The organism is Halanaerobium saccharolyticum, assembly GCF_003053565.1.
GTDB classification, from domain to species: Bacteria; Bacillota; Halanaerobiia; order Halanaerobiales; family Halanaerobiaceae; genus Halanaerobium; species Halanaerobium saccharolyticum_B.
Genome location: NZ_QAXS01000013.1, coordinates 17,982 through 41,916 on the forward strand (window position 1 = coordinate 17,982; position 23,935 = coordinate 41,916).

22 protein-coding genes and 1 riboswitch are annotated in these 23,935 nt (G+C 36.9%); of the genes, 4 read left to right on the forward strand and 18 right to left on the reverse strand.

Annotated elements, in window-relative coordinates; all coding sequences use genetic code 11:
* Positions 1-20: 20 nt before the first annotated feature.
* The 16 genes from feoB to pdxR form a co-directional block, all read right to left on the reverse strand.
* Positions 21-2,069 (reverse strand): ferrous iron transport protein B, encoded by a 2,049-nt coding sequence (feoB, locus tag C8C76_RS06820; protein ID WP_108139937.1) that lies wholly within the window; start codon positions 2,067-2,069, stop codon positions 21-23.
* Positions 2,069-2,299, reverse strand: a complete 231-nt coding sequence (locus C8C76_RS06825; protein ID WP_108140016.1) for a FeoA family protein — start codon at positions 2,297-2,299, stop codon at positions 2,069-2,071. Before C8C76_RS06825 ends, feoB begins: the two co-directional genes overlap by 1 nt.
* Before the next feature lie 5 nt (positions 2,300-2,304).
* Positions 2,305-2,982: a metal-dependent transcriptional regulator gene (locus C8C76_RS06830; protein WP_108139939.1), complete on the reverse strand. Its 678-nt coding sequence runs from the start codon at positions 2,980-2,982 to the stop codon at positions 2,305-2,307.
* A 656-nt stretch (positions 2,983-3,638) separates the two neighbouring features.
* Entirely contained in the window at positions 3,639-4,571 is a 933-nt protein-coding gene (locus C8C76_RS06835) for an ABC transporter permease (protein ID WP_108139941.1), read from the reverse strand.
* Positions 4,558-5,412 carry an ABC transporter ATP-binding protein gene (locus tag C8C76_RS06840; RefSeq protein WP_108139943.1) on the reverse strand — a complete coding sequence of 285 codons (855 nt, stop codon included), beginning with the start codon at positions 5,410-5,412 and terminating at the stop codon, positions 4,558-4,560. Before C8C76_RS06840 ends, C8C76_RS06835 begins: the two co-directional genes overlap by 14 nt.
* Before the next feature lie 2 nt (positions 5,413-5,414).
* The gene (locus C8C76_RS06845; RefSeq protein ID WP_108139945.1) at positions 5,415-6,587 is read right to left on the reverse strand and encodes a COG1470 family protein; all 1,173 of its coding nucleotides are present in this window, start codon (positions 6,585-6,587) and stop codon (positions 5,415-5,417) included.
* Between the two features lie 341 nt (positions 6,588-6,928).
* Positions 6,929-8,506 (reverse strand): bifunctional phosphoribosylaminoimidazolecarboxamide formyltransferase/IMP cyclohydrolase, encoded by a 1,578-nt coding sequence (gene purH, locus C8C76_RS06850; protein ID WP_108139946.1) that lies wholly within the window; start codon positions 8,504-8,506, stop codon positions 6,929-6,931.
* Positions 8,507-8,508: 2 nt separating this feature from the next.
* Positions 8,509-9,123: a phosphoribosylglycinamide formyltransferase gene (gene purN, locus C8C76_RS06855; RefSeq protein ID WP_108139948.1), complete on the reverse strand. Its 615-nt coding sequence runs from the start codon at positions 9,121-9,123 to the stop codon at positions 8,509-8,511.
* Positions 9,124-9,136: 13 nt separating this feature from the next.
* Positions 9,137-10,171 (reverse strand): phosphoribosylformylglycinamidine cyclo-ligase, encoded by a 1,035-nt coding sequence (gene purM / locus C8C76_RS06860; RefSeq protein WP_108139950.1) that lies wholly within the window; start codon positions 10,169-10,171, stop codon positions 9,137-9,139.
* Positions 10,172-10,173: 2 nt separating this feature from the next.
* The gene (purF, locus tag C8C76_RS06865; protein ID WP_108139952.1) at positions 10,174-11,658 is read right to left on the reverse strand and encodes an amidophosphoribosyltransferase; all 1,485 of its coding nucleotides are present in this window, start codon (positions 11,656-11,658) and stop codon (positions 10,174-10,176) included.
* A 25-nt stretch (positions 11,659-11,683) separates the two neighbouring features.
* Positions 11,684-12,403: a phosphoribosylaminoimidazolesuccinocarboxamide synthase gene (purC, locus tag C8C76_RS06870; RefSeq protein WP_108139954.1), complete on the reverse strand. Its 720-nt coding sequence runs from the start codon at positions 12,401-12,403 to the stop codon at positions 11,684-11,686.
* Between the two features lie 3 nt (positions 12,404-12,406).
* The gene (locus tag C8C76_RS06875; protein ID WP_108140018.1) at positions 12,407-13,819 is read right to left on the reverse strand and encodes a lyase family protein; all 1,413 of its coding nucleotides are present in this window, start codon (positions 13,817-13,819) and stop codon (positions 12,407-12,409) included.
* Positions 13,809-14,339 carry a 5-(carboxyamino)imidazole ribonucleotide mutase gene (gene purE / locus C8C76_RS06880; RefSeq protein WP_108139956.1) on the reverse strand — a complete coding sequence of 177 codons (531 nt, stop codon included), beginning with the start codon at positions 14,337-14,339 and terminating at the stop codon, positions 13,809-13,811. Before purE ends, C8C76_RS06875 begins: the two co-directional genes overlap by 11 nt.
* 12 nt (positions 14,340-14,351) lie before the next feature.
* Positions 14,352-15,518, reverse strand: coding sequence for a 5-(carboxyamino)imidazole ribonucleotide synthase (locus tag C8C76_RS06885; protein WP_108139958.1), 1,167 nt, complete (start codon positions 15,516-15,518; stop codon positions 14,352-14,354).
* A gap of 26 nt (positions 15,519-15,544) precedes the next feature.
* A complete protein-coding gene (purD, locus tag C8C76_RS06890; protein ID WP_108139960.1) occupies positions 15,545-16,810 on the reverse strand; it encodes a phosphoribosylamine--glycine ligase in 1,266 nt (421 codons plus the stop codon).
* A 227-nt stretch (positions 16,811-17,037) separates the two neighbouring features.
* A riboswitch (purine riboswitch) is annotated at positions 17,038-17,138 on the reverse strand.
* Positions 17,139-17,244: 106 nt separating this feature from the next.
* Positions 17,245-18,690 (reverse strand): MocR-like pyridoxine biosynthesis transcription factor PdxR, encoded by a 1,446-nt coding sequence (gene pdxR / locus C8C76_RS06895; RefSeq protein ID WP_258222438.1) that lies wholly within the window; start codon positions 18,688-18,690, stop codon positions 17,245-17,247.
* A 161-nt stretch (positions 18,691-18,851) separates the two neighbouring features.
* On the opposite strand from pdxR, the gene pdxS reads away from it, so the two are divergent.
* The 4 genes from pdxS (at position 18,852) to C8C76_RS06915 (ending at position 22,144) form a co-directional block, all read left to right on the forward strand.
* The gene (pdxS, locus tag C8C76_RS06900; protein ID WP_108139962.1) at positions 18,852-19,730 is read left to right on the forward strand and encodes a pyridoxal 5'-phosphate synthase lyase subunit PdxS; all 879 of its coding nucleotides are present in this window, start codon (positions 18,852-18,854) and stop codon (positions 19,728-19,730) included.
* 1 nt (position 19,731) lies between these two features.
* Positions 19,732-20,325 (forward strand): pyridoxal 5'-phosphate synthase glutaminase subunit PdxT, encoded by a 594-nt coding sequence (gene pdxT / locus C8C76_RS06905; protein WP_108139964.1) that lies wholly within the window; start codon positions 19,732-19,734, stop codon positions 20,323-20,325.
* Between the two features lie 102 nt (positions 20,326-20,427).
* The gene (locus tag C8C76_RS06910) at positions 20,428-21,768 is read left to right on the forward strand and encodes an ammonium transporter (protein WP_108139966.1); all 1,341 of its coding nucleotides are present in this window, start codon (positions 20,428-20,430) and stop codon (positions 21,766-21,768) included.
* A gap of 37 nt (positions 21,769-21,805) precedes the next feature.
* Positions 21,806-22,144, forward strand: a complete 339-nt coding sequence (locus tag C8C76_RS06915; RefSeq protein ID WP_108139968.1) for a P-II family nitrogen regulator — start codon at positions 21,806-21,808, stop codon at positions 22,142-22,144.
* Between the two features lie 71 nt (positions 22,145-22,215).
* Here C8C76_RS06915 and C8C76_RS06920 read toward each other — a convergent pair whose 3' ends face one another.
* Together C8C76_RS06920 and C8C76_RS06925 are read right to left on the reverse strand one after the other, a co-directional pair.
* Positions 22,216-23,013: a homocitrate synthase gene (locus tag C8C76_RS06920; protein ID WP_108139970.1), complete on the reverse strand. Its 798-nt coding sequence runs from the start codon at positions 23,011-23,013 to the stop codon at positions 22,216-22,218.
* Between the two features lie 55 nt (positions 23,014-23,068).
* Complete coding sequence (locus tag C8C76_RS06925; protein WP_108139972.1) at positions 23,069-23,935, reverse strand: molybdate ABC transporter permease subunit; 867 nt, start codon at positions 23,933-23,935, stop codon at positions 23,069-23,071.

A 23,935-nucleotide genomic window follows, 5' to 3' on the forward strand; every position in this document is an offset into this window, starting at 1 on the left:
TAAATTCAGTTTTAATATCCTTAAACACCAATTCCTAACAGCATTCCACCCTGATAGATTACAAAAGAAACTAACCAGGCTAAAACAAATAGATAAGACGCTGTAATTATTGGCCACTTCCAGCTCTGAGTTTCTGATTTAATAGCTCCCAGAGTCGCAATGCAGGGAGTATATAAAAGTACCATGGTTAAGAATGAATAAGCTGCCAGTGGGCTGAAGTTTGCTGTTAAAGCTGCTCTCAGTCCACCTTCTCCTGCCGCATAAACAACTCCTAGAGTACCTACAACTACCTCTTTTGCCAGAATACCAAAAACAAGTGATGATGCTGCCTGCCAGTTGCCAAATCCTAATGGTTCGAAGATTGGAGCCATCAGCTGACCAAATTGACCGATCAAACTCTGAGCTGAAGCATATTCAACACCCAGTGGTAAATTAGCCAGTACCCAGATTAAAACTACAACTGCGAAAATAATTGTTCCTGCTTTTTTGATAAAGGCTCCTACTTTTTCCCACATATGAATAAAAACTCCTTTTAAGGTTGGGAATCTGTAGGGAGGTAATTCCATAACAAAGTGTGATCTCTCACCCTTGAATAATATTTTATTAAAAATTCCGGCCATAATCACTGCCATTACAATTCCCAGTGCATAGAGTGAAAAAACTACTGTACTTGCGTGATTGGGAAATAAAGCTCCGGCAAAAACTACATAAACCGGTAATCTGGCTGAACAGGACATCAGTGGATTAATTAAAATCGAAATAATACGGTCCCGCTTGCTGTCTAAAGTTCTGGTTGCCATTACACCAGGTACATTACAGCCAAAACCAACAATCATTGGAATAAAGGACTTTCCGTGGAGTCCCAGTTTGCTCATCACCTTGTCCATTACATAAGCTGCCCTCGACATATAGCCGCTGTCTTCTAAAATACCGATTGCCAGGAATAAAAGAAAAATATTTGGGATAAAGACCAGTACTGAGCCCACACCACCAATAATTCCATCAGTGATAAAGGAAGTAATTAAAGGAGAAATACCCGCCCCAACTAAGAGGCCACCAAGCCAGCCGCCTGCAGCTTCAAAGAAGGCCTCGATATAGCCAATCAGTGGGTCACCAAGAGTAAAGGTAAATTTAAAAATTCCCCACATAACTGCCATAAAAATCGGGATTCCCAGATATTTATTAGTTACAATCGCATCAATTTTATCAGATACATTTTCTGGCTCCTGATCGGCCGCTGGCCGCTGCACACTTTCAGAAATAACTTTATTGATGAATTCATATTTTTTATCAATTATAATATTATCAAAATCATCTTCTGCCTTAAGTTCCCTTTCAGCAATTAAACTTTTAATCTTTTTAGCTTTGGAAACACCAACTTCTCTTTCCAAAAGTTTTACAGCTTCCGGATCATGTTCAATTAACTTAACTGCTGCCCAGCGCTGATTGATCTGACTGGTAAAATCAAATTCCTTGAGCATGGAAACTACTTCGGAAATTAAATCTTCTACCTCACTGCCGTAATCAATTTTTAGAGCAGCCTCAGATAAATCACGATGCTGAACAGTTTCTGCTAATAGACTGTCAATTCCTCTACCTTTACTGGCAACAGTTTCCACAACTGGAGTACCGAGCAGCTGGCCGATTTTTTCTTTGTCGATCTTGATTCCTTTTTTCTCAGCCTCATCTGCCATATTTAAAACTGCAATCAAATCTACTCCCATTTCTAGAAGCTGAACCGTAAAGTATAAGTTGCGGTCCAGATTAGAAGAGTTAATAATATTTAAAACAACATCGTAATCACCAGTTGTCAGAAAATCTCTTGCCACTACCTCATCTTCTGAATATGCTCCCAGAGAATATGTACCCGGGAGATCAATAACTTCCAGTGAATAATTTTGATAAGAATCCCTACCTGTTTTCTTTTCTACTGTAACTCCCGGCCAGTTTCCAACATGCTGTCTGGAACCTGTTAATTCGTTGAACATTGTTGTCTTTCCGGAGTTCGGATTACCGGCCAGAGCAACTTTTAATTCATTATTTTTTCTCTTGGTTTTATTTAAAGCCATTAATTTTCACATCCTTTAGTCTCTACAATTACTTTATGGGCCATTCCGCGCCCAAGTGCAACTCTATTATCTCCAAGACCTACAATCAGAGGGCCTCCAGAACTTCTATGAATTTTAACTGTTTTTCCACTAACAAAGCCTAAATCTGTTAACTTCCCTTTTGCGGTTCTACCACCATTTATTTTTTTTATACAGGCTGTCTCACCTGGTTTCAACATTGCTAAAGGCATCAACTTTAAACCTCCTTTACCAAGATCTCTGCTGCCTCATCCTGGCGTAAACTCAAACTGTATCCTCTAACCTTAATTTCGATCGGATCTCCCATTGGTGCTCTTCCTTTAACTTCAACTTTAGCACCTTTATTTAAACCCATATCCATTAACTTTCTTTTTAGACGACCTTTGGACTCAATTTTTACTACTTCTGCTTTAGAACCAACTTTAATTTTATCTAACATAAGCTGTTCTGCTGCCATTTTGGGTTCCTCCTTTTCTGCTTTCATTTTGAAAGCACAATTTTGCTCTTCTATATAATTGTTTTTAATTAGATAATCAACCATTTTGCTGAAACTTTCTTCACTCAAGGCATGTTCAATTCTGCAGGCATCATGATCAGCACTTTCCTGACTGACACCAAGAGTTTTGTGTAAAAAAAGATATAACATTCGATGTTTACAGCGAACCTTTTCTGCTGCTTTAAGCCCACTTTCAGTTAACTTAATCGGACCATATTTTTCCTGACTAATTAAACCTTCCTGATTCAGTTTTTTTAAACCCTGATTAACAGAAGATGCTGCAATTTTTAAATGATTTGCAATGTCTGTTACCCTGGCTGAGCCATTTTCTTTAATTAAATTGTAAATAGCTTCTAAATAATCTTCCATTGATTCTGATAAATTTATGTCTGCTTCCACTTTCTTTTCCCCCAATTTTTAGGTTAACCTAAAACTAATCTAAAAAAATTTAATTTCACAACTTTGCTGAACCTAATTTATAACATTTAAAAAACCAACAGACAATTATCTTTGAAACTTATTATTATAAAATAATTTAGTTTGAATGATTAATTGAAAACGATTCTCAACTTCAACTAAATTATATATAACTAAATTACTTTTGTCAAGATTATTTTGCAAAAAAAATGCTTATTATGCCCGCTATAACAGTTATTAGTAATAATTACTAATAACTGATTGTCCCTGAATAATTAATTTTAAAGATTATTTTAGATGGTGATTAAGAAGCAATAATTACCTGAGCAAATTTATTTACTAATTTAAAACTTTTTAATCTTTTTCTAATGTTTATTTAAAGTTTTTTTAATAATCCACTGATATTATATAATTGTAGCAAAGAGATAGAAATTTGTTATCCCCTTTTTTAAGCTGTTGCAGAGGACAGCTTTAAGCATAGATAAAAGTACTAGATACTTTTCTCCTTGTTTTAACCGCCTTTTTCCCGAGGCGGTTTTTTTATGTCTAATTTTATGTCTAATATTTAAAGCCCACTTCTTAATTAAACGCAGAAGTGGGCTTTATTTTTATCGTTATTTATTTCTATTAAGTTGATTTTAAGCTCGAACTTCTTTTCTCATAAATGACAGATAAGAGACTGCAAAACAGATTAAAGAAGCTGCAATTAAAGCTGTAAAGTGCGGCCAGACCAAAATTAGACTCTGATCAAGAGATAAAGTTGATGGAATTGCTCCCTGCAGCTGTTTAAAACTAAGGCCGCCTAAAGTTCTAATTGAAGGTGTTAATAGAATAGTCGTTAATTCATTATATAAATAGTTGGGAGAAAGCCTTGATAAAGCTGCAGTTAAACTCCTTAAGTCAAATGGATTTGACGCTATCGATCTGGCAGTAATATTAACCAGCATTGAGTAAAATACCGTAAAGAAAAGCCAAACAGCAAGACTTGCCAGTGCTGAAGTTGCAGACTGCTTAAAGATAATTGAAAATAAAATACCAAGATTAAGCCAGAAGGCAATATAGACTCCACTCAGAAACAAAAAGATGAATATTCTTAAGAATTCGCCTAATGTGGGTGGAAGCCCAATCGAAATTAATCCTGCACCCATGACCAAAAATCCGATTGAAAAAACCAGCAAAAAGACAAGCGAAATTGCTGCTGCAAATTTACTGGTAATAAAATAATCGCGGGGAATTGGCTGTGATAAAACCCTACTGATTGTTCCCTGATTTTGTTCCGAATTCACCAGGTCAAAACCGAGTGCTATCCCCAGTATTGGTCCCAGAAAACTTATCAATGTCATAAAATTCGGTATGCTGCCTGTTGTTGCAGTAAACAGTTTTAAAAAGAGGAAATTATCTTCCTGATTAATTACTGCAGCATTGTTTTTAATTAAATTCAAAATCGAATAGATGGAAGCAAAAGTGGTCAGCAGGATTAAAGCTACTATTATAATAAACTTCCAGCTTTTAACGTGATCTGAAATTTCTTTGTTGACCATTACACTAAAAGAATTATTATAATCGGGCATCAACTTCACCCCCTTTAAAGTAGTGCTGATAGATTTCATCTAAAAGATTTTCCTGTTCTTTAATTTCCCTAACTTCATCCAGAGCGGCAATCTTTTCAACAGTCTGTTCTGAATAATCCTTAATTTTAACATTGAGGTTAATCTCTTTCTCTTCCAGCAGCTGATCTGCCAGATCTTTAATACTTCCTTCGGCCAGCAGCTGTCCTTTAACAAAAATACCAACCCGATCACAAATCTGCTGTACCTGATTTAAAAGATGTGAAGATAAAAGAACAGTAATCCCATTTTCTTTACTTAAACTGCGGATTAAATCTAGAAATTCATTGATTCCTGTGGGATCGATTCCTATAGTAGGCTCATCAAGTATAACTATCTCAGGATCTTTAATTAAAACATCGGCCAGTCCCAGCCGCTGCCGCATACCTTTAGAATAGGTAGCTACTCTGTTATCAACCACATTATCTAAGCCTACCAGATTAATCATTTCTTCCGCTTTTTTCTCTGCAGCTGCAGCATCCATTCCATTTAATTGGGCAGTATAAATTAAATTTTCTTTGCCAGTGCTGTTATCATAAAATCCTACCTGATCGGGCAGATATCCGGTAAATTTTTTGACTTCAATTGAATCCCGGGTAGTGTTTAGTCCTTTAATCTCTGCCGATCCAGAGCTGGGTTCAGTCAAACCCAGGAGCATTAAAATTGTTGTTGTTTTACCCGCTCCATTTGGACCCAGCAGACCATAAATTTCACCCTTTTTTATATTCAAATCCAGCTCATTTACGGCCTTTATATCACCATATTTTTTTGTTAGTTCACTGGTAGAGATAATTGTTTCAGCCATTATTATCTCCTCCCGTATTTTCTAACGAAATAAAATATAACTGCTATTACTGCCAGAATAATCAAAATTCCAGCCCATCCCCAGACCATAGAAGTTTTTACTGTAATTCTGAAGTTAGCCTGAGAACTAGCTTCAGGAGTATTGGCTTTTAAAGTAAGCTGATAGTCACCAGCAATTGCCTGGTCACCTGCTTTTATATCTGCAGTTATAGTTTCAGTTTCTCCTGCTTCTAATTTTGAAATTTCATCTTTTTCAAAGTCAACAGACCAGTCAGAAGGTGTAGTGGCATTAAGTTTAATATCTCGTAAAGTTATGGTTCCAGAATTTTTTATTGTTAAGTCAATTTTTTTGTTTTCTCCAGCCACAATTTCTCTGCTCAATCGGCCGGAAGGAGTTGTTAAATTCAAGCCGTATTTACCTTTAATTACTGCTTCTAAATCAATTTTTTTAGAAGTAGAACCGGAATTTGCTTCAACTGAAAATTTATATGTATCTGCAGCAACATTTACTGCCGGTTCAACCTTGACTGAAATCGTCTTACTTTCACCGGATTCGATAGTTATCGAGGTAATATAGGAACCGGCTTCTCTAAATCTTACATCCCAACCCCGAGGAGCATCAGCTTTTAAAGCATAATGCTGCTTTTCTGCAGTTCTATTTCTTAAGGTTGTATCATAAGTAAAGGTTGAATCAGAGTAGCCTTCCATGTTATTCTGATCAACTGTAAATTCAGTTTCAAAAACTCCTCTTTCAGCAATTTTTACATCTAAAGGCAGCTGAAATATTTCGCCACTTTCACTTTTAGCTGTTAAGGTAAAGCTATAATTTCCTTTTTCTATCTTCAAAGGTACATTGACCTTTAAGTCAATACTTTCTTGATTTTCGTCTTTAAAATCTTTGGATTTTACTGCCAGTTCCTCTATGCTTTTACCACCTGAGGTTATTGTATAATCCCAGCCTTCTGGCAGATCCTGTACAGCAAAACTCAAATTTTTAATTTCATAACTGTTATTTAGCACATCAATATTATAATCCAGACTTTCACCCGGAGTTACCGATAAACCTGTATAAGGTGTATATAATGTTATATCACCTTCAGCTGCACTGACTGCTCCAGCAAAAACAAAAATAAAAACCATTAAAAAAAGAAGTGAAATCCCAACTCTTTTTGACATTTGAATTACCTCCCTAATTTTAATTATTTTAATTTTAGTTTAAACTGTTTTTTCCTGTAATTTCCAGTAAGCAATATCTGACTCCTCTTTATTTATCACCCCTCCCTGACTTTTTAATTCCATCTATAAATATTATATTAAATTAATTTGAAAATTCAATTAAAAGAAAATTAAATTTTAATTAGAAAAATTCTCCATCCCTCTATTAACGGCTGAGTAGGTACCATTAATAAGAAATGGAGAATTGATTAGGGAAATCTATGTTAATTCAAATTAATTAGATTTTTTTAAATTTAAGCTATTTAACGTGCTCATATATAAACTGCTTCTTAAATTAGAATCTAATGTCTAAAGTGTCTTTTACCTGTAAAGACCATGGCAATCCCTAATTTATCACAGGCTTCAATTACCTGATCATCTCGGATTGAGCCACCGGGCTGAATAATCGCTTTGATTCCCAGTTCAGCTGCTTTTTCTACAGCATCCGGGAAGGGGAAGAAGGCGTCAGAAGCTACAACTCCACCCTGCTGACGGCCGTCAGCTTTGCGCCCGGCAATAATCATCGAATCAACTCTGCTCATCTGACCGGCACCAACACCAACTACCATCTCATCTTTAGCCATTACAATTGCATTTGATTTGACATGTTTAACAACTTTCCAGGAAAATAAGAGATCCTCAATCTGCTCTTCAGTCGGAGCTTTTTCAGTTACTACCTCTAAATCTTGGGCAGTAGTCTGAGCTAAATCTCTATCCTGAACTAAAAGTCCACCGGTTACTTTTTTCATACTATAACCCGGCTTTTTGTGATTAATAGAAAGCTCACCAGTTTTTAAAATTCTCATTTTTTCAGAGCGCTCTTTTAGGATTTCCAGTGCCTCAGCCTCATAATCTGGAGCAATTACAACTTCAATAAATTTATCCTGATCGGCAATTTCTTTAGCTGTTGCTGCATCAATTTTTCGGTTGGCTGCCACAATTGAGCCAAAAGCAGATAAAGGGTCACCAGCATGAGCATTGACAAAGGCATCTTTTAAATTGTCAGCCGCAGCGATTCCACAGGGGTTGGCATGTTTGATTACTGCAGCAGTTGGCTTAGCTTCAAATTCTTTAACCAGCTCTAAAGCCCCATCTGTATCATTAATGTTGTTATAGGACATCCCTTTACCATGAAGCTGCTCGGCTGTCGAAATTGAAGGCTCATTCTGCTCATCTTCTAAGTAAAATGCTGCTTTCTGATGCGGGTTTTCCCCGTAGCGGAGGTCTTCTCTTTTATCATAGCGGTCTAAAAGTGTTTCAGGCAGCTGCTGCTTTTCCTCTTCTTCCAGCACAATTCCTCCCAGATATTTCTGTATTCTCTGATCATATTCTGCAGTGTGGTAAAAAGCCTTGTAGGCAAGCTTTAATTTTTGAGTTTTAGTTAAAGCACCATTTCCAACCTTCATCTCAGCTAAAAGCTGATCATAATCAGCTGGATCAACTACCACTGCTACGTCATTATTATTTTTAGCAGCTGAACGGATCATTGTGGGACCACCAATATCGATATTTTCAATCGCTTCTTCTAAGGTAACATCATCTCTGGCAATGGTTTCAGCAAAGGGATAAAGATTGCAGACCACCAGATCAATTGGCTCAATATTCTGAGCTGCAATTTCCTTTAAATGCTCTTCATTATCTCTGACTGCCAGAATACCACCGTGAACTGCCGGATGTAAGGTCTTAACTCTTCCATTCATCATTTCCGGAAAATTTGTTACCTGATCAATATCTGTAACTTCGATTCCATTTTCTTTCAACATTCTACCAGTACCACCTGTTGAAATGATTTCTACATCAAATTCTTTTAAACCTTCAGCAAAATCTACAATACCTTCCTTGTTTGAAACACTAATTAATGCTCTTTTAATTTTAGACAAAGTTATTTTTCCTCCTTTAGAATTTTAACTTTTCGTCCTTTAACTTTAATTCTTTCCTCTGCAATTAACTTCACTGCTTCAGGATAAATCTTGTGTTCTTCTTTTAAAATTCTGGCAGCCAGATCATCAGCAGTATCATCATCTTTAACCTCTACAACTGCCTGTTTGATAATAGGACCTGTATCCATTCCTTGATCAACAAAATGAACTGTACAGCCGCTGTATTTAACTCCATAATCAACCGCCTGTTTTTGGGCGTTAAGACCTTTAAAAGCAGGCAAAAGTGACGGATGAATATTGATAATCTTATTTTGAAAATGTTTAACAAAAATTGGTGATAGAATCCTCATGTAGCCTGCCAGAACAACAAGCTCTATCCCAGCATTCTCTAAAATTCCAATCAGCTCCTCTTCATAATCAGCTTTTGTCTCAAAATGAACAGGGTCAATAAATAAATTTTCAATATTTTCGTGTTCTGCTCTTTTTAAAGCACCGGCATCCTGGCGGTCACTGATTAGAAGTTTAGCTTCAGCTGGAATATCTCCACTTTTTATTTTGTCGATAATTGATTGAAAATTTGAGCCTCTACCTGAGGCGAAAACAGCTATTTTTAGCATTTATGCACCTTCTTTACTTTAATTCGAGAGATGAGTCCCCAGCTCCTGCTTTTATTTCTCCAATCAGACAGGCTTTTTCTCCCATTTGCTCAAGTTTACTAAGTAGTTGAACTTTATCATTTTTTTCTATAACTAGCGTCATCCCAATTCCCATATTAAAAGTTCTGTACATTTCTTTTTCCGCAATTTCTCCTGCTTCTTGAATTAGCTTAAAAATTCGCTGGGGCTGCCAGCTTTCTTTTTTAATTTCAGCTTTTAGCCCGTCTGGAAGTATTCGAGGTAAGTTTTCAATCAAGCCACCCCCGGTTATATGGGCAATTCCTTTAATTTTAAATTTATCTAAAAGTTCTAAAACAGTTTTTACATAAATTTTTGTCGGTTGGAGCAGTTCTTCACCAAGATTCTTTTCCATCCCCTCTATTTCTGCAGTATAATCATAGCCTGCTTTATCAAAAAGTGCTGCCCGGGCCAGAGTAAAACCATTGCTGTGCAGTCCATCTGATTTAAGTCCGATAACTAAATCTCCGGCTTGAATTTCTTGGCCAGTTATGATCTGATCCTGGTCGACTATTCCAACTGCAAAACCTGCCAGATCATATTCGCCCGGCTGATAAAAGCCTGCCATTTCAGCAGTTTCTCCCCCGATTAAAGCAGCTCCTGCCTCTTTACAGCCGACTGCAATACCTTTTACAATCTCAGCTGTTTTTTCTGGCTCCAGCTTACCGGTTGCCAGGTAGTCGAGAAAAAATAAGGGCTCTGCTCCCTGAGCCAGAATATCATTAACTGACATCGCAACCAGATCAATACCAATTGTATTGTGCAGATCCAGTTTGAAGGCCAGTTTAAGCTTGGTTCCCACCCCATCTGTACCGGAAACTAAAACGGGATTTTTATATTTGCTTAAATCGGGTTTAAATAGCCCCCCGAAACCACCCAGTCCGGTCATAACTTCCGGACCAAAGGTTGACTGGACATTTTTTTTAATCAGTTCAACTGCCTGATTACCGGCATCAATATCCACCCCAGCTTTTTTGTAATCTAAGCCCATAATTATTCCTCCTCACTTAAGTAGCGGCTGTCTATTGGATAATCTCCATCAAAACAGGCAGTGCAAAAACCGAGTTCAACATTGGTTTTAATTGATTTGAGCATCCCTGCCTGACTTAAGTAATAAAGGCTGTCAGCTCCAATGCTCTCACTAATTTCTTCAACTGTACTGCTGCTGGCTATTAATTCCTGGCGCCGCGAGGTATCAAGACCGAAATAGCAGGGATGTTCTACAGGTGGGGAGGAGATAGCCATATGAACTTCTTCAGCACCTGCTTCTTTAATCCTGCCAATGATCTGTTTGCTTGTTGTTCCTCGAACAATTGAATCATCGATTAAAATTACTCTTTTACCCTCAATAATTTCTTTGATTGGTGACAGCTTAAGACGTACTTTTAAATCTCTGATCTCCTGAGTTGGCTGAATAAAGGTTCTGCCCATATAGCGGTTCCTTAAGATTCCCTGAGCATAGGGAATACCTGATTCTTCAGCAAAACCAAGAGCTGCTGCTATCCCTGAATCAGGTACTGGGACAACTATATCTGCCTCAACATCCATCTCTCGAGCCAGCTGTTTACCCATTTCCTTGCGGGCAAGCAAAACATTCTGACCGGCTATATTACTGTCAGGACGGGCAAAATAGATATATTCAAAAACACAGAGACTGGTCCCATTTTCTCCTGTATAACGTCTGCTTTTTATTCCATCTTCATCAATTACAACAACCTCACCTGGAGCCACATCCCGTACAAATTCTGCTCCAATTATATCAAAGGCACAGCTTTCGGAAGCTACAATATAACTGTTGTCTAATTTCCCAATTGAAAGCGGTCTAAATCCTCTTGGATCTCGGATTGCAACCAGCTGGTCTTTGGCCATTGCCACCAGAGAAAATCCACCCTTCAGCTGATGTAAACTCTGAACTAAGGCTTCGACAATATCATCTTCAAAGGATCGGGCCACCAGATGGGCAATTACTTCTGTGTCTAAAGTAGAATGAAATATCGATCCATTCTGCTCCAGATTATTTCTGAGCTCTGCTCCATTAGCCAGGTTACCATTATGGGCTAAGGCTAGGTCACCTTTGATACTGTTAATCAGGATTGGCTGAGCATTAGCAAGTTTGCTGGAACCGCTGGTAGAATAGCGGACATGTCCAATTGCCATCTCCCCTTTTAGACTTCTTATATCTTCTTTTTCAAAAACACTTTCTACCAGACCCATTCCCTTATGCAGATTGAACTCACCCTGGTGATTTGCACAGATACCAGCACTTTCCTGACCTCGGTGCTGCAGGGCAATTAAACCAAGATATGTCAATTCAGCAGCACTGCTTTCACCATCTGCATTAAAAATACCAAAAACTCCACATTCTTCTGTCATTTTATCTTCACTAAGTTCAGCCTGAGTTAATTTTATCTCATTTGAAATCGGCTTAACTTGGTTTAAATTCTTATTTTTGCTAGAGAAATCAAGGCTTTCTCTCATCAATTTTCCTCCCTTAATCTTAAACTTATTTCCAGTCCTGGCCGGTTATTCGTTTATACATTTCATGATAGGCCTCTTCTACATCACCAAGATCACGACGGAAGCGATCTTTATCCAGTTTTTCTTTAGTTTCACTGTCCCAGAAGCGGCAGGTATCAGGTGTAATCTCATCAGCAAGGATGATTTCTCCTTCAGCAGTTTTCCCGAATTCCAGTTTAAAGTCCACCAGATCTACATTTCGCTCTTTTAAAAATTTAACTAAAATATCATTAATCTTATGACCGAGTGCAATTAATCTTTCTAATTCTTCTCTGCCTGCCAGTCCCAAAAGCTCAATGTGAGAAACATTGATTAAAGGATCTCCCAGGTCATCATCTTTATAGTAAAACTCAATTACCGGCTGTTTAAGTGGTTCTCCTTCTTCCATACCAATTCTTTTGGCCAGACTACCAGCAGCTACATTACGCATTACAACTTCCAGAGGAATAATATCCACCTTTTTAACCAGTGAATCACGCTCATTTAGTTCTTCTATCAAATGAGTCTTAATCCCTTTTTCTTCAAGTAGTTTAAAAAAGAAATTGCTAATCTTGTTATTTATCTTGCCTTTTTCTGCAATCTGACCTTTTTTCTGACCATCAAAAGCGGTTGCATCATCTTTAAAGTGAACAATCACCTGATCATCTTTATCAGTCTTAAAAATTTGCTTGGCTTTACCTTCATATATCATTTCCCTTTTTTCCATCTTTTATAAAACCTCCGTTTTGAGATCATAGTCAAATTTCTGCTGCCAGTTCTTAATTATTTTTTCAGTTTTCTCTGCTGCTATCCCTGTATAATTTTCAGGTTTTAAAATTAATTCTTTCTGCTTCTCAGTAAATTTATCCCAATAACCCTGCAGTTCCTGACTCTGATCAACCAGTTCTCTTAAAGAAAGATCTGTCTTCTGGGCTTTCAAGGTCAGTTTGCGTACTGCCTCATGAGCATCTGGATGACCGGCTGCTGCTAAAAGAATATATAAGGGCTCGGCCACAATCATCTTCTTATTCTGTTCAAAATTCTTTTTAATATTCTCCTGGTCAACTGCCATTTTAGAGCTGACTCTGGTCAAACGAGCTGCTGCTGAAAGGAGGGCAGTAATTAATTCAGGAATAAAACGGGAAGATGCTGAATTTGTTAGATCACGCTGATGTTCAGAAAGCTGATCCATATAAACTGTTGTCATCTGAGGCATAAAGGCCTTCCACAAGCTCTTAACATTTTCATAATTAATCGGGTTCCTTTTGTGGGGCATCGTTGAAGATCCAACCTGGTCTTTGCCAAAATGCTCACCAATTTCTGCAATTTCAGAACGCTGCAGATGGCGCATATCGTCAGCAAAGGCTGCCAGAACACTGAAAGTTGAGACCAGAGAATGAATAAAGTCTGTCATCGGTTCAGCCTGCACAATCTGAGTTGAATGCTCACCCGGTTTTAAACCGAGCTCTGTTAAAACTTCTCTTTCAAACTCTTCCGGATCTTCAAAAAAGATACCGCTGGCATTGTAAGCACCGACCGCTCCGGCAAATTTACCAACCAGTTTAGATGCTTTTGCTTCAACTTCTTCAATTCTTTCTCCCAGGCGGGCCACATATTCAGCAATAGTAAAGCCAAAGGTCACCGGTACTGCATGCTGACCGTGGGTTCTCCCGATCTGAACTCTGTCTTTTTCTCTGAGAGCAATCTCTGCCCAGCTTTTGTGTAATTCTTTTAATTTAGGTATGATTAATTCCTGGGCTGCCTTCTGATAGCGGAGTGAGTTTGCTGTATCTACAATATCATAAGAAGTAGCTGTAAAGTGAATATAGGGGCGGGTTTCTTTACTTACTTTGTTTTGAATACAATTAACTAAAGCTCTAATATTATGTTTGGTCTTTGCTTCCTCTTGATAAACCTCTTCTGTAGTCAATTCACTAATTGCCTTTTTAACTTCCGCTGGAGCCTTTTCTGGCGCCATACCTCTTTTAGCAAGAACCTTAACTAAAGCAAGCTCCACCTCAGCCTGGAAGGCAATTGTTGCATTTTCCGAAAGGTATTTCCCAATCTGATCAAAATTCTTTTTCCGCCTTGAATAACGATGATCAAGGGGACTTATATTGGCAAAAATATCTCTAGTCTGCAAATTTTTTGCTCCTCTCAAGGTATTTTTCATATCCCTGCTCTTCCAATTTATCTGCTGTTTTTAATACTTTGGTTTTCATTTCTTTTCTGTATTCTTTCTGCCTTTTGTTTAATTCTTCGTCACTGCGGGCTAAAATCTGCACTGCCAGTAAGGCAGCATTTTTAGCTCCATTGATTGCTACAGTGGCTACTGGAACTCCAGGCGGCATCTGGACTATAGAATAAAGTGAATCAAGTCCGCTTAATTTTGAAGTTTTAACCGGAACTCCAATGACTGGAACTGTTGTTACAGCTGCTACCATTCCCGGTAGGTGAGCTGCTCCTCCGGCTCCAGCGATGATCACATCTAAGCCTTTTTCTTCTGCAGTTTCCGCATAATTATATAATCTTTTTGGTGTTCGATGAGCTGAAACAACTGTTAGCTCATATTTAACCTCAAATTGATCTAAAATTTCTGCTGCCTCTTTCATTATCGGCAGATCTGAATCACTGCCCATAATAACTCCTACTCTAGGCTTCATAAATTTTACCTCCTAATTTTTTTCTCCTTTAATTTCAATTAACCGGCTGGCTTCTAGAGCAAGCTCAGAAGCTTGATCTAAACTATCTGCTGTCACAGTTAGATGGCCCATTTTGCGGCCGGGTCTGGAAATAGTCTTCTGATAAATATGTACTTTGACTCCTTCTACTGCCAAAGCTGAATCTAATCCAACTACTTCTGCTTTTCCTTCTTTCCCACTACCCAAAATATTTCGCATAACTGCTGGTCGAACTAAAGTTGTATCTCCCAACGGCAGAGCCGTGATCGCTCTAATATGCTGTTCAAATTGAGAAGTCACACAGCCTTCAATTGAATAGTGACCTGAATTATGGGGTCTCGGAGCAATTTCATTAACCAACAGCTGATTATCTTCTGTGACAAACATTTCTACACAGAAAATTCCAATACCTTCAAAAACCTCGAGTACTTCTTTCGCAAATTCTTCAGCCTCTTTTTTAAGCTTATTTGAAATATCTGCCGGTACCTTTGTTTCAAATAATATATTATTTTGATGCTCATTTTCTCCTATAGGGTAGACATTCATCTCACCGTTCAAACCACGAGCAGCAATGATCGAAATCTCTTTTTTAAAAGGAATATATTTTTCTATCATCAATTTAGATTTCTCTGCTCCCAGTTCCTGAAAAGCTCTTTCCACCTCAGCTTCACTGCCAATCAAAGCATTTCCTTTACCATCATAACCACCTGTACAGCTTTTCAGCATCAGGGGATAGCCGAATTCTTGCGCAGTTTCTTTAATATCATCAGGACTGCTGACTTTTTTAAATTCTGGCACAGCTATCTGGTCCTGTTTTAAAACATTTTTTTGATGATACTTGTTTTGAATAATTTCTAAACTGCGGGCAGTCGGATAAATCTTATTTCCTTCACTTTCTAATTCTTTTAAGACCTCAACATCTATGTGTTCAAATTCATAAGTTATTAAATCTGATTTCTCTGCTAGTTTTCTAATTGCCTCTCTATCGTCAAAATCAGCAACCAGATGCTGGTCAGCAATACTGTGAGCCGGACATTTTTTTGTTGGATCTAAAATTATGACATAAAAACCCATTTTTTTGGCGTCTAAAATCATCATTTTTCCCAGCTGGCCACCACCGATAATTCCAATTTTCTGTCTGGTCTTATCTTTAAATTTCAAATTATAACCTCCCGGCTAAATTTATTTTACAAAGCTTTCTGCCCTATATCATTTCTAATATGAAAATCTTCAAAATTAATTTTTTCTACTCCCGCATAAGCCTTATCAATTACTTCCTGAAAACTATCTCCCAGGGCTGTAACTGCCAAAACTCGCCCCCCAGCTGTCAGCAGTTTACCATCTTCAAGCTCTGTTCCAGCCTGAAATACAATTATATTTTGATCAGCCGCGGCCTCTTTGATTCCGGTAATTTCTTTACCCTTTTCATATTTTACAGGATAACCTCCAGATGCCATTACCACACAGAGAGCTTTTTGATCTTTCCACTTTATTTCTACATGATCTAAATTACCTGCAATTACAGCCTCCATTATATCAACTAAATCTGTATCTAAAAGCGGCAGCACGACCTGTGCTTCTGGATCGCCAAAGCGAACATTGTATTCCAAAACCTTAGCTTTTCCAGACTTAATCATCAGGCCAAAATATATTATCCCTTTAAAATTAAGCCCTTCACTCTGCAGGGCTTTTAGAGTTGGCTCCATAATTTCTACTCTGAAAGCTTCCATAATTTGGTCAGATACTACCGGAGCTGGCGCATAAGCACCCATACCCCCAGTGTTGGGACCTTTTCCACCATCATAGGCAGGTTTGTGATCCTGAGAAGCAATCATAGGCACTATAGTCTTCCCGTCACAAAAAGCAAGAATAGTTGCTTCTTCTCCTTCTAAAAATTCTTCAATCACAACTTTTTCCCCTGCTTGACCAAACTTTTCATCTTTCATTATTGTTTCAACTGCTTCCTTCGCTTCAGCTTCTGTCTGAGCAACAATAACACCTTTACCTGCTGCCAGTCCTGATGCTTTGACCACAATAGGCGCACCTTTTTCTTCTATATACTCCAATGCTTTACCTGATTCTGTAAAGCTCTTATGGGCTGCTGTTGGAATTTGATATTGCTGCATTAATTTTTTGGAGAAGGCCTTTGAACTCTCAAGTCTAGCAGCACTTTGATTTGGACCAAAAACTTTAAGCCCATGATTTTCAAAAAGATCAACAATTCCTGCCGCCAGAGGCGCCTCCGGTCCAACTACTGTGATATCAATTTTCTCTTTTAGAGCAAACTCTAAAAGTGCTTCCTGATTGCTTTCATCAAAGTCAAGATTTTCGCCAAACTCTGCAGTCCCTGGATTACCTGCTGCTATGTATAATTCTTTTACTCTGCTGCTTTGTGCTAACTTCCAGGCGAGCGCGTTTTCTCTTCCACCACTACCGATGAGAAGAATGTTCATTCTATCCACTCCATTTCTTTTTGTGAATTAATTTATACTATAACCAGGTCAAAATCGATCTAGTTGTATCTGGTACAAAAATATAATAAGAATAAAAATAGCCCAGGTAGGAAGACTCTACCTATTATGAGTAGAACCTCCCCGCCTGGGCTTTTATCCCTTCGGTGTGATATATAATATCCATATCTGTACCGCTCGGACCAGCCAGCAAACTCTGAGCTGCGGAAACCTAGGTACACTTCCCTCATAGTCGAACAGTTTACGGTGTCCGGTAGAAACTTGTGGGCCATATTCCCACTATTATATGAGGTACAAATTCAGTTTTTATTTTACATTTACACCTCAATATTAACAGATGCAATTTTTAATGTCAAGCAGAAACAAATATCTTATTCTTTTAAAAAATTGTGAACTTCTTTTATTTCTAATATATTTTAAAGTAGAGGACTGTATTCCTGTACTATTTCTTCTCCTAAATAATCAAAATATATCTTTTTAAATAATTTAATCCCTTTTCTAATCTCATCTTCATTTACAGCTGCAAAACTTAAGCGAATATAATTAGAAAAAATATTATTTAAAGAAAATAAATAACCAGGTGAAAAAACTAAACCTATACTAACTGCAGCTTGATAAAGTTCTTTAGCATCAACATTTGCTGGCAGCTTTAACCATAAGTAGAGACCTCCTTTTGACTCATAAACAACTTTAATTTCTGCAGGAAGCTCACTTTTAATTTCAGCAGTCATTAAATTATACTTCTTTCTAAATAGTTTTCGCTGCAGATCTATATGTTTATCTAGCAGACCTTCCCGCAAATAGAAATCAAAAGCCCGTTGGGTTAAGCCTCCACTTGAAATATCAGTAGCATATTTAGCTTCCAACAATTCCGGCAGCAGCTTATCTGGTAAAATTATGAAGGCCAATCTTAATCCAGGCATAAACACCTTTGAAAAACTTTTAATATAGATTACTCGATCTTTTTCATCAGATTCTTTTAATGTTTTTACTCTACTTTCATTATAATACAAATCAGAAAGAATATCGTCCTCAATAATATAAAAATCATATTCTTCTGCTAATTTCAAAAGCTGCTGCTGCTTTTCAAAACTCCAGTTGACACCAGTTGGATTTTGGAAGTTCTGCATGGTAAAGAAAAATTTAATTTGCTTTTCTTTAAGATGAGTTTCTAACTCTGCTAAATCTGCTCCATCAGCCTGCATCTTAACTGTTATTATATCTGCTTTCCTGGAATTAAAAGCCTGAAGTGCTCCAAAATAAGTAGGATCTTCAACAACAATTTTTTCACCAAAATCTAATAATATCTTACTTAAAATATCAATTGCCTGCTGAGCTCCAGATACTACCTGAATTTGTTTTAAAGAAGAATTTATTCCATTATTCATAAAATATTTTTGAATAGATTTCCTTAAAGGTAAAAACCCCTGGCTTTTTTGATAACTAAAAGCTTCTCCCTGGTCTCTTTCCAAAACCTGATTAATCGCATATTTAAAATCTTCAACGGGAAATAATTCTTTGCTGGGAGCAGCACTTGCTAAATTAATATTCTCAGATAATTTAATCTGCCCATGTTCCAGCATGTTTTCACCTGTTTCAGGTCTTATAACTTTTTGAGTTGGAGCAACAAAACTTCCACTACCTACTTTTTTATAAATTAAATTATCTTCTGCTAATAAATTATATGCTTTAACTACAGTTGCTGGATTGACTCCAACTTTTTCTGCTAATTTTCTAATTGGCGGCAGCTTTGTATCAGCAGGAATATTATTTTTAATCTCGTTTTTTAACTTTTTATAGAGCTGTAGGTAAAGAGTTTTATCACTTTCCTTATTTAGGCTGAATTCAAAAATAACAATCACTCCTTTGTGTTAGTACAATTATTTATTTTTAGAATTTTGTATTAGTTATTGACATTTTGTATTACTTAATCTATAATTGTATTGCGATTTAGTAAATTGAGTTTCTTTATATCATTATTGTATCATTACAATTTAAATTTATCAATTGGAGGAAATTAAAAATGTCAGAAAAATATCGTTTAAACAAGAATCTAGCTCAAATGTTAAAAGGTGGAGTTATTATGGATGTCACTAATGCAGAAGAGGCAAAAATTGCTGAAGATGCTGGAGCAGTGGCTGTTATGGCTTTGGAAAAAGTTCCAGCAGATATTAGAAAAGAAGGCGGAATCGCCAGAATGTCAGATCCAAAAATGATTAAAGAAATTGTAGAGACAGTTTCAATTCCTGTAATGGCAAAGGTTAGAATTGGACATTTTGTAGAAGCTCAAATTTTAGAAGCACTTAAGATTGATTACATAGATGAAAGTGAAGTTTTAACTCCTGCTGATGAAGCTCATCATATTGACAAGAGAAATTTTAATATCCCTTTTGTCTGTGGAGCTACTAATCTTGGTGAAGCTCTTAGAAGAATTGGAGAAGGTGCAGCTATGATCAGAACAAAAGGTGAAGCTGGAACAGGAAATGTAGTTGAAGCTGTTCGTCATATGCGTAAAATCAAATCTCAAATCAATAGGCTAATAAATATGGGAAGTGAAGAATTGATGGCAGCTGCTAAAGAAATGAGAGCGCCTTTTAATTTAGTAGAATATGCTGCAAGGAATGGCAAATTACCTGTGGTAAATTTTGCTGCTGGTGGAATCGCAACTCCTGCAGACGCAGCTTTAATGATGCAGCTTGGTTGTGATGGAATTTTTGTTGGCTCTGGAATCTTTCGCTCAGGAAATCCTGTTAAAAGAGCTGAAGCTATTGTTAAAGCAACAACTCACTATCAAGATCCCCAGATTGTTGCAGAAGTATCCGAAGATTTAGGAAAGGCAATGTCAGGAATTGATATTAACGGCCTAACAGATGCAGAAAAAATGGCTGATCGGGGCTGGTAAAATGGAGATTACAGTTGGAGTACTTGCTCTACAGGGAGGATTTAGAGAACACATCGATCATCTAAATCGGATTAGGGGTACTAATGCAGTCCCTGTCAAAAAACCAGTAGAGCTGCAGAAATGTTCTGGGCTAATCATTCCTGGTGGGGAGAGCACCACAATGAGAAAGTTAATTGAAAGCTATAAATTCAAACAGCCTATTATTAACTTTTATCAACAGCAAAAAGTAATCTGGGGGACTTGTGCAGGTTTAATTTTAATGGCAAAAGAAGTTGAGGGAGAAAATGAAGACCAACTTGGATTACTGGACATTAAGATTAAAAGAAATGCTTTCGGCAGTCAGCTTGATAGCTTTGTAGAAAGGAACCTGATAAAAAAAGTGTCAAATATTCCACAAGAATTAGTCTTTATTAGAGCGCCAATAATAACTAAGTTTAATCAAAAACTAGAGATATTACACAAAAAAGATAAGCAAATTACTGCTGTAGAAAGTGATTGTCTGTTAGGAACAGCATTTCATCCTGAGCTTACTGATAGCTTAGCTTTTCATGAGTATTTTGTGAATAAAATAAGGAATAATAAAAATACGAAATAACTGTATACTATTATATAAACTCAAAATCACTTGCTTTATTATTAAAGCCAGACTATAATTTACCCATAGTTAACACATACCTAACACAAGGAGGAAATTATTATGAGTAGTAGAGTAATGAGTAGTAAGGCTTTGAAGGTGATTTTGACGACATTTATGCTGGTTATCTTATTTAGTGGTATGGTTTTTGCCCAGGAGGATCAGGCAGCAGCAAATGCGATTGCAATTGATACAATGTGGACTTTGATTGCAGCATTCTTAGTGTTTTTTATGCAGGCTGGATTCGCAATGGTAGAGGCTGGTTTTACAAGAGCCAAAAACGCAGGTAACATTATTATGAAAAACATGATGGACTTTGCTTCTGGTTCTTTAGTATTTTGGGCTGTTGGATTTGCTTTTATGTTTGGAGCAGGAAATGGCTTTATTGGAAGTACAGGTTATTTTCTTCAGGATACATTTGCAAACTTAGGACTTGATATTCCTATTGCAGCATTCTTTATTTTCCAGACAGTTTTTGCAGCAACTGCAGCAACAATTGTTTCTGGTGCTATGGCTGAAAGGACTAACTTTTCTGGCTACTTAGCTTACAGTGTTGTTATTACCGCATTTATTTATCCTGTTGTAGGACACTGGATCTGGGGTGGCGGCTGGTTAGCAGGAATGGGAATTGTTGACTTTGCTGGTTCTACTGTTGTTCACTCTGTTGGTGGCTGGGCTGCTTTAGCTGGAGCTATTGTTTTAGGACCAAGAATCGGTAAATATAATGAAGATGGAAGCGCAAATGCTCTTCCAGGTCACAACCTTTTAATGGCTGCACTTGGTGTATTCATTCTCTGGTTTGGATGGTTTGGATTTAATCCTGGTTCTACTGTAGCTGGTACTGACTTATCTATCGCACCTATTGCAGTAACAACTAACCTGGCAGCTGCTGCTGGTGCAGTTATGGCCATGATTGTCAGTTGGATTAAGTATGGTAAGGCAGATGTTAGTATGACCTTAAACGGAGCTTTAGCTGGTCTGGTAGGTATTACAGCTGGTACAGCAGCTGTCGGCAACTTATCTGCCGTAATTATTGGTGGAATCGCAGGTATTATTGTTATCTACTCTGTTGAATTCTTTGATAAATTACAGATTGATGACCCTGTTGGTGCTGTTTCTGTTCACGGTGTCTGTGGAGCTTTTGGAACAATTGCAGTTGGATTTTTTGCTACAGAAGGTGGACTTCTTTTTGGAGGCGGAGTTAGTTTACTAATTACTCAGATTATTGGTGTTGTAGCTGTATTCTTCTGGGCTTTCGGACTTGGATATATACTCTTTAAAGCAATTGATGCTGTAATTGGATTAAGAGTATCTAGAGAAGACGAAATCGAAGGTCTTGATTACTCAGAACACGGTACAGATTCTTACCCAGATTTTATGGTAAACATTAAAACAGATAAGTAAAGTAAATTAAAAATCCAAAATAGAGGTGTTTTTTTAAATGAAAAAAATTGAAGCGATTATTCGTCCAGATAAAACTGATAGAGTTATTGATTGTCTCGAAGAAATTGGTATTAGCGGTCTTAATATTAAAGAGATTCAGGGTTATGGTTCTCAAAAAGGACAGACTGAGATGTACAGAGGTGTAACCTATCGAATAAGACTTCGCAAGAAATTTAAAGTTGAAACTGTTGTAGATGATTCCAAGGCTGATCAGGTAGTTAAAGCAATCACAGAAGCTGTACAAACTGGTGAAGTCGGAGATGGTAAAATATTTGTCTCTGATGTAGAAAATGCAGTTAGAATCAGAACCGGTGAAGAAGGTACAGATGCTCTTTAAAAGAATATAATTAATATAAAAAACTCCTGCTTATTTTAAAAAAAGCAGGGGTTTTTAATTTAATAGTTAAATTAAAGTGCATTCTGCAGGATTTGAAAAACTTCCTGATAAATATTTGTATCAACTTTAAACTCATCACCATAGAAATAATTATAAGCATCAACAATTTTTTTGAAATCCGTATTCCCAGCTCTCTCTCCAATTCCGCCAATGGTTGTACTAATATAATCAACTCCTGCCCGATAAGCAGCTAAAGAATTAGCTACAGCCATTCCAAAATCATTATGGGCATGAAACTCCAGTGCAAGCTCCGTTTTATTTCTTAATTCTTTTAAGCTTTTATAACTAGTAAAAGGATCCAAAATCCCAACTGTATCAGCATACCTAAACCTATCAGCACCGGCATTTTCTGCTGTTTCAAGATACTGATGAAGGAAATCTTTTTCTGCTCTTGAAGCATCTTCTGCCCCAATAGAAACCATGCATCCTGCGGATTTTGCATACTTTACTACTTCTGCCATTTCAGCCAGCAGCTTTGATTTTTCTTTTTTCAGTTTTAGCTCTAACTGAATATTTGAGACAGGCGCTGAAAGATGAATATTTTTAGCCTTACAATTTAAGGATAGTTTAATATCCTCTATCTTCATTCTGTTCCACACCAATATCTCTGTCTTAAGATTTAAATCGATTATCTTCCTAATTATTTCTCTTTCTAATTCTCCTACTGCAGGAATTCCAACCTCAATTATACTAATATTTAAGCGGTCAATATTTTTGGCCAGCAGTATTTTTTCTTTTTTAGAAAAAACAACTCCAGGAGTCTGCTCACCATCCCGGAGTGTTGTATCAACAAATTTGATTTTTCTCATTCCAAAATAATTCCTTCCTTAGATTATTATTTAACAAGTTTATTTTAAATTGAATTTATTTCAATTTCAACTCTAATATGATTAAAGGTAAAGAAAAAGTAACTATTAAAACAACAGCCAAAGCAATTGATTGGCTCAAGTCTTTTTGAGCCATTATATAAATAGCCGTTGAAAGCGTCTGTGTTTTTCCAGATAGATTACCAGCAAACATCATAGTTGCTCCAAATTCACCTGCTGCTCGAAGACAGGACATAATAATACCCGTTAGTAATGGTTTAATACTTAAAGGAAGGTAGATTTTAAATAAGATATCCTTTTCTTCTGCTCCAAAAACCATTGCTGCTTCTTTTACTTCCTCGTCTATCGCTTCAAAACCATTTTTCAATGATTGAGTAAAGAGAGGCAGCATTACAAAAACCTGTACAATAACCAGAGCTGTAAAAGTGAAGGGCAGATTAAGATTTAGCGTATTAATAATATCACTTAAAATACCCCGATTACCAAAAGTAAGCAAGAGAGCCAGTCCGGCTACAGTTGGAGGCATAACAAGCGGCAGTTTGATAAACATATTAACTACTTTGTTGATCCTACTTCTATTCTGACTTACAACATAACTAAATGGCACTCCAACTAAAACTGTAATCGTAATTGATATTAGAATCGAAAGAATTGACACTTTTATTGCCATCAGAGTATTTATATTATTTACTGTAGTAACCAATCCCTCAATAGAAGTGCTTAAAAATAAAGAGGCTATAATTAATATTACAAAGACTACATTTACCCCCGCTAAAAAGAACAAAATCATTTGGGTTAAATCTAGATCTAAATAATTACGAAAGTAGTCTAAAAAACTATTCTCCAGAATAATGTCTGGAGAAATAGCTTCCGTATTTTGTTTGGGTCCTATATTATTTTCCAT

Bases quoted from the DNA above. Each gene is read 5' to 3' on its own strand.
- feoB (WP_108139937.1), bottom strand. From the start codon at position 2,069: ATGGCTTTAAATAAAACCAAGAGAAAAAATAATGAATTAAAAGTTGCT.
- C8C76_RS06825 (WP_108140016.1), bottom strand. From the start codon at position 2,299: ATGCCTTTAGCAATGTTGAAACCAGGTGAGACAGCCTGTATAAAAAAA.
- C8C76_RS06835 (WP_108139941.1), bottom strand. From the start codon at position 4,571: ATGCCCGATTATAATAATTCTTTTAGTGTAATGGTCAACAAAGAAATT.
- C8C76_RS06840 (WP_108139943.1), bottom strand. From the start codon at position 5,412: ATGGCTGAAACAATTATCTCTACCAGTGAACTAACAAAAAAATATGGT.
- C8C76_RS06845 (WP_108139945.1), bottom strand. From the start codon at position 6,587: ATGTCAAAAAGAGTTGGGATTTCACTTCTTTTTTTAATGGTTTTTATT.
- purN (WP_108139948.1), bottom strand. From the start codon at position 9,123: ATGCTAAAAATAGCTGTTTTCGCCTCAGGTAGAGGCTCAAATTTTCAA.
- purM (WP_108139950.1), bottom strand. From the start codon at position 10,171: ATGGGCTTAGATTACAAAAAAGCTGGGGTGGATATTGATGCCGGTAAT.
- purF (WP_108139952.1), bottom strand. From the start codon at position 11,658: ATGAGAGAAAGCCTTGATTTCTCTAGCAAAAATAAGAATTTAAACCAA.
- purC (WP_108139954.1), bottom strand. From the start codon at position 12,403: ATGGAAAAAAGGGAAATGATATATGAAGGTAAAGCCAAGCAAATTTTT.
- purE (WP_108139956.1), bottom strand. From the start codon at position 14,339: ATGAAGCCTAGAGTAGGAGTTATTATGGGCAGTGATTCAGATCTGCCG.
- purD (WP_108139960.1), bottom strand. From the start codon at position 16,810: ATGAACATTCTTCTCATCGGTAGTGGTGGAAGAGAAAACGCGCTCGCC.
- pdxS (WP_108139962.1), top strand. From the start codon at position 18,852: ATGTCAGAAAAATATCGTTTAAACAAGAATCTAGCTCAAATGTTAAAA.
- pdxT (WP_108139964.1), top strand. From the start codon at position 19,732: ATGGAGATTACAGTTGGAGTACTTGCTCTACAGGGAGGATTTAGAGAA.
- C8C76_RS06910 (WP_108139966.1), top strand. From the start codon at position 20,428: ATGAGTAGTAGAGTAATGAGTAGTAAGGCTTTGAAGGTGATTTTGACG.
- C8C76_RS06915 (WP_108139968.1), top strand. From the start codon at position 21,806: ATGAAAAAAATTGAAGCGATTATTCGTCCAGATAAAACTGATAGAGTT.
- C8C76_RS06920 (WP_108139970.1), bottom strand. From the start codon at position 23,013: ATGAGAAAAATCAAATTTGTTGATACAACACTCCGGGATGGTGAGCAG.
- C8C76_RS06925 (WP_108139972.1), bottom strand. From the start codon at position 23,935: ATGGAAAATAATATAGGACCCAAACAAAATACGGAAGCTATTTCTCCA.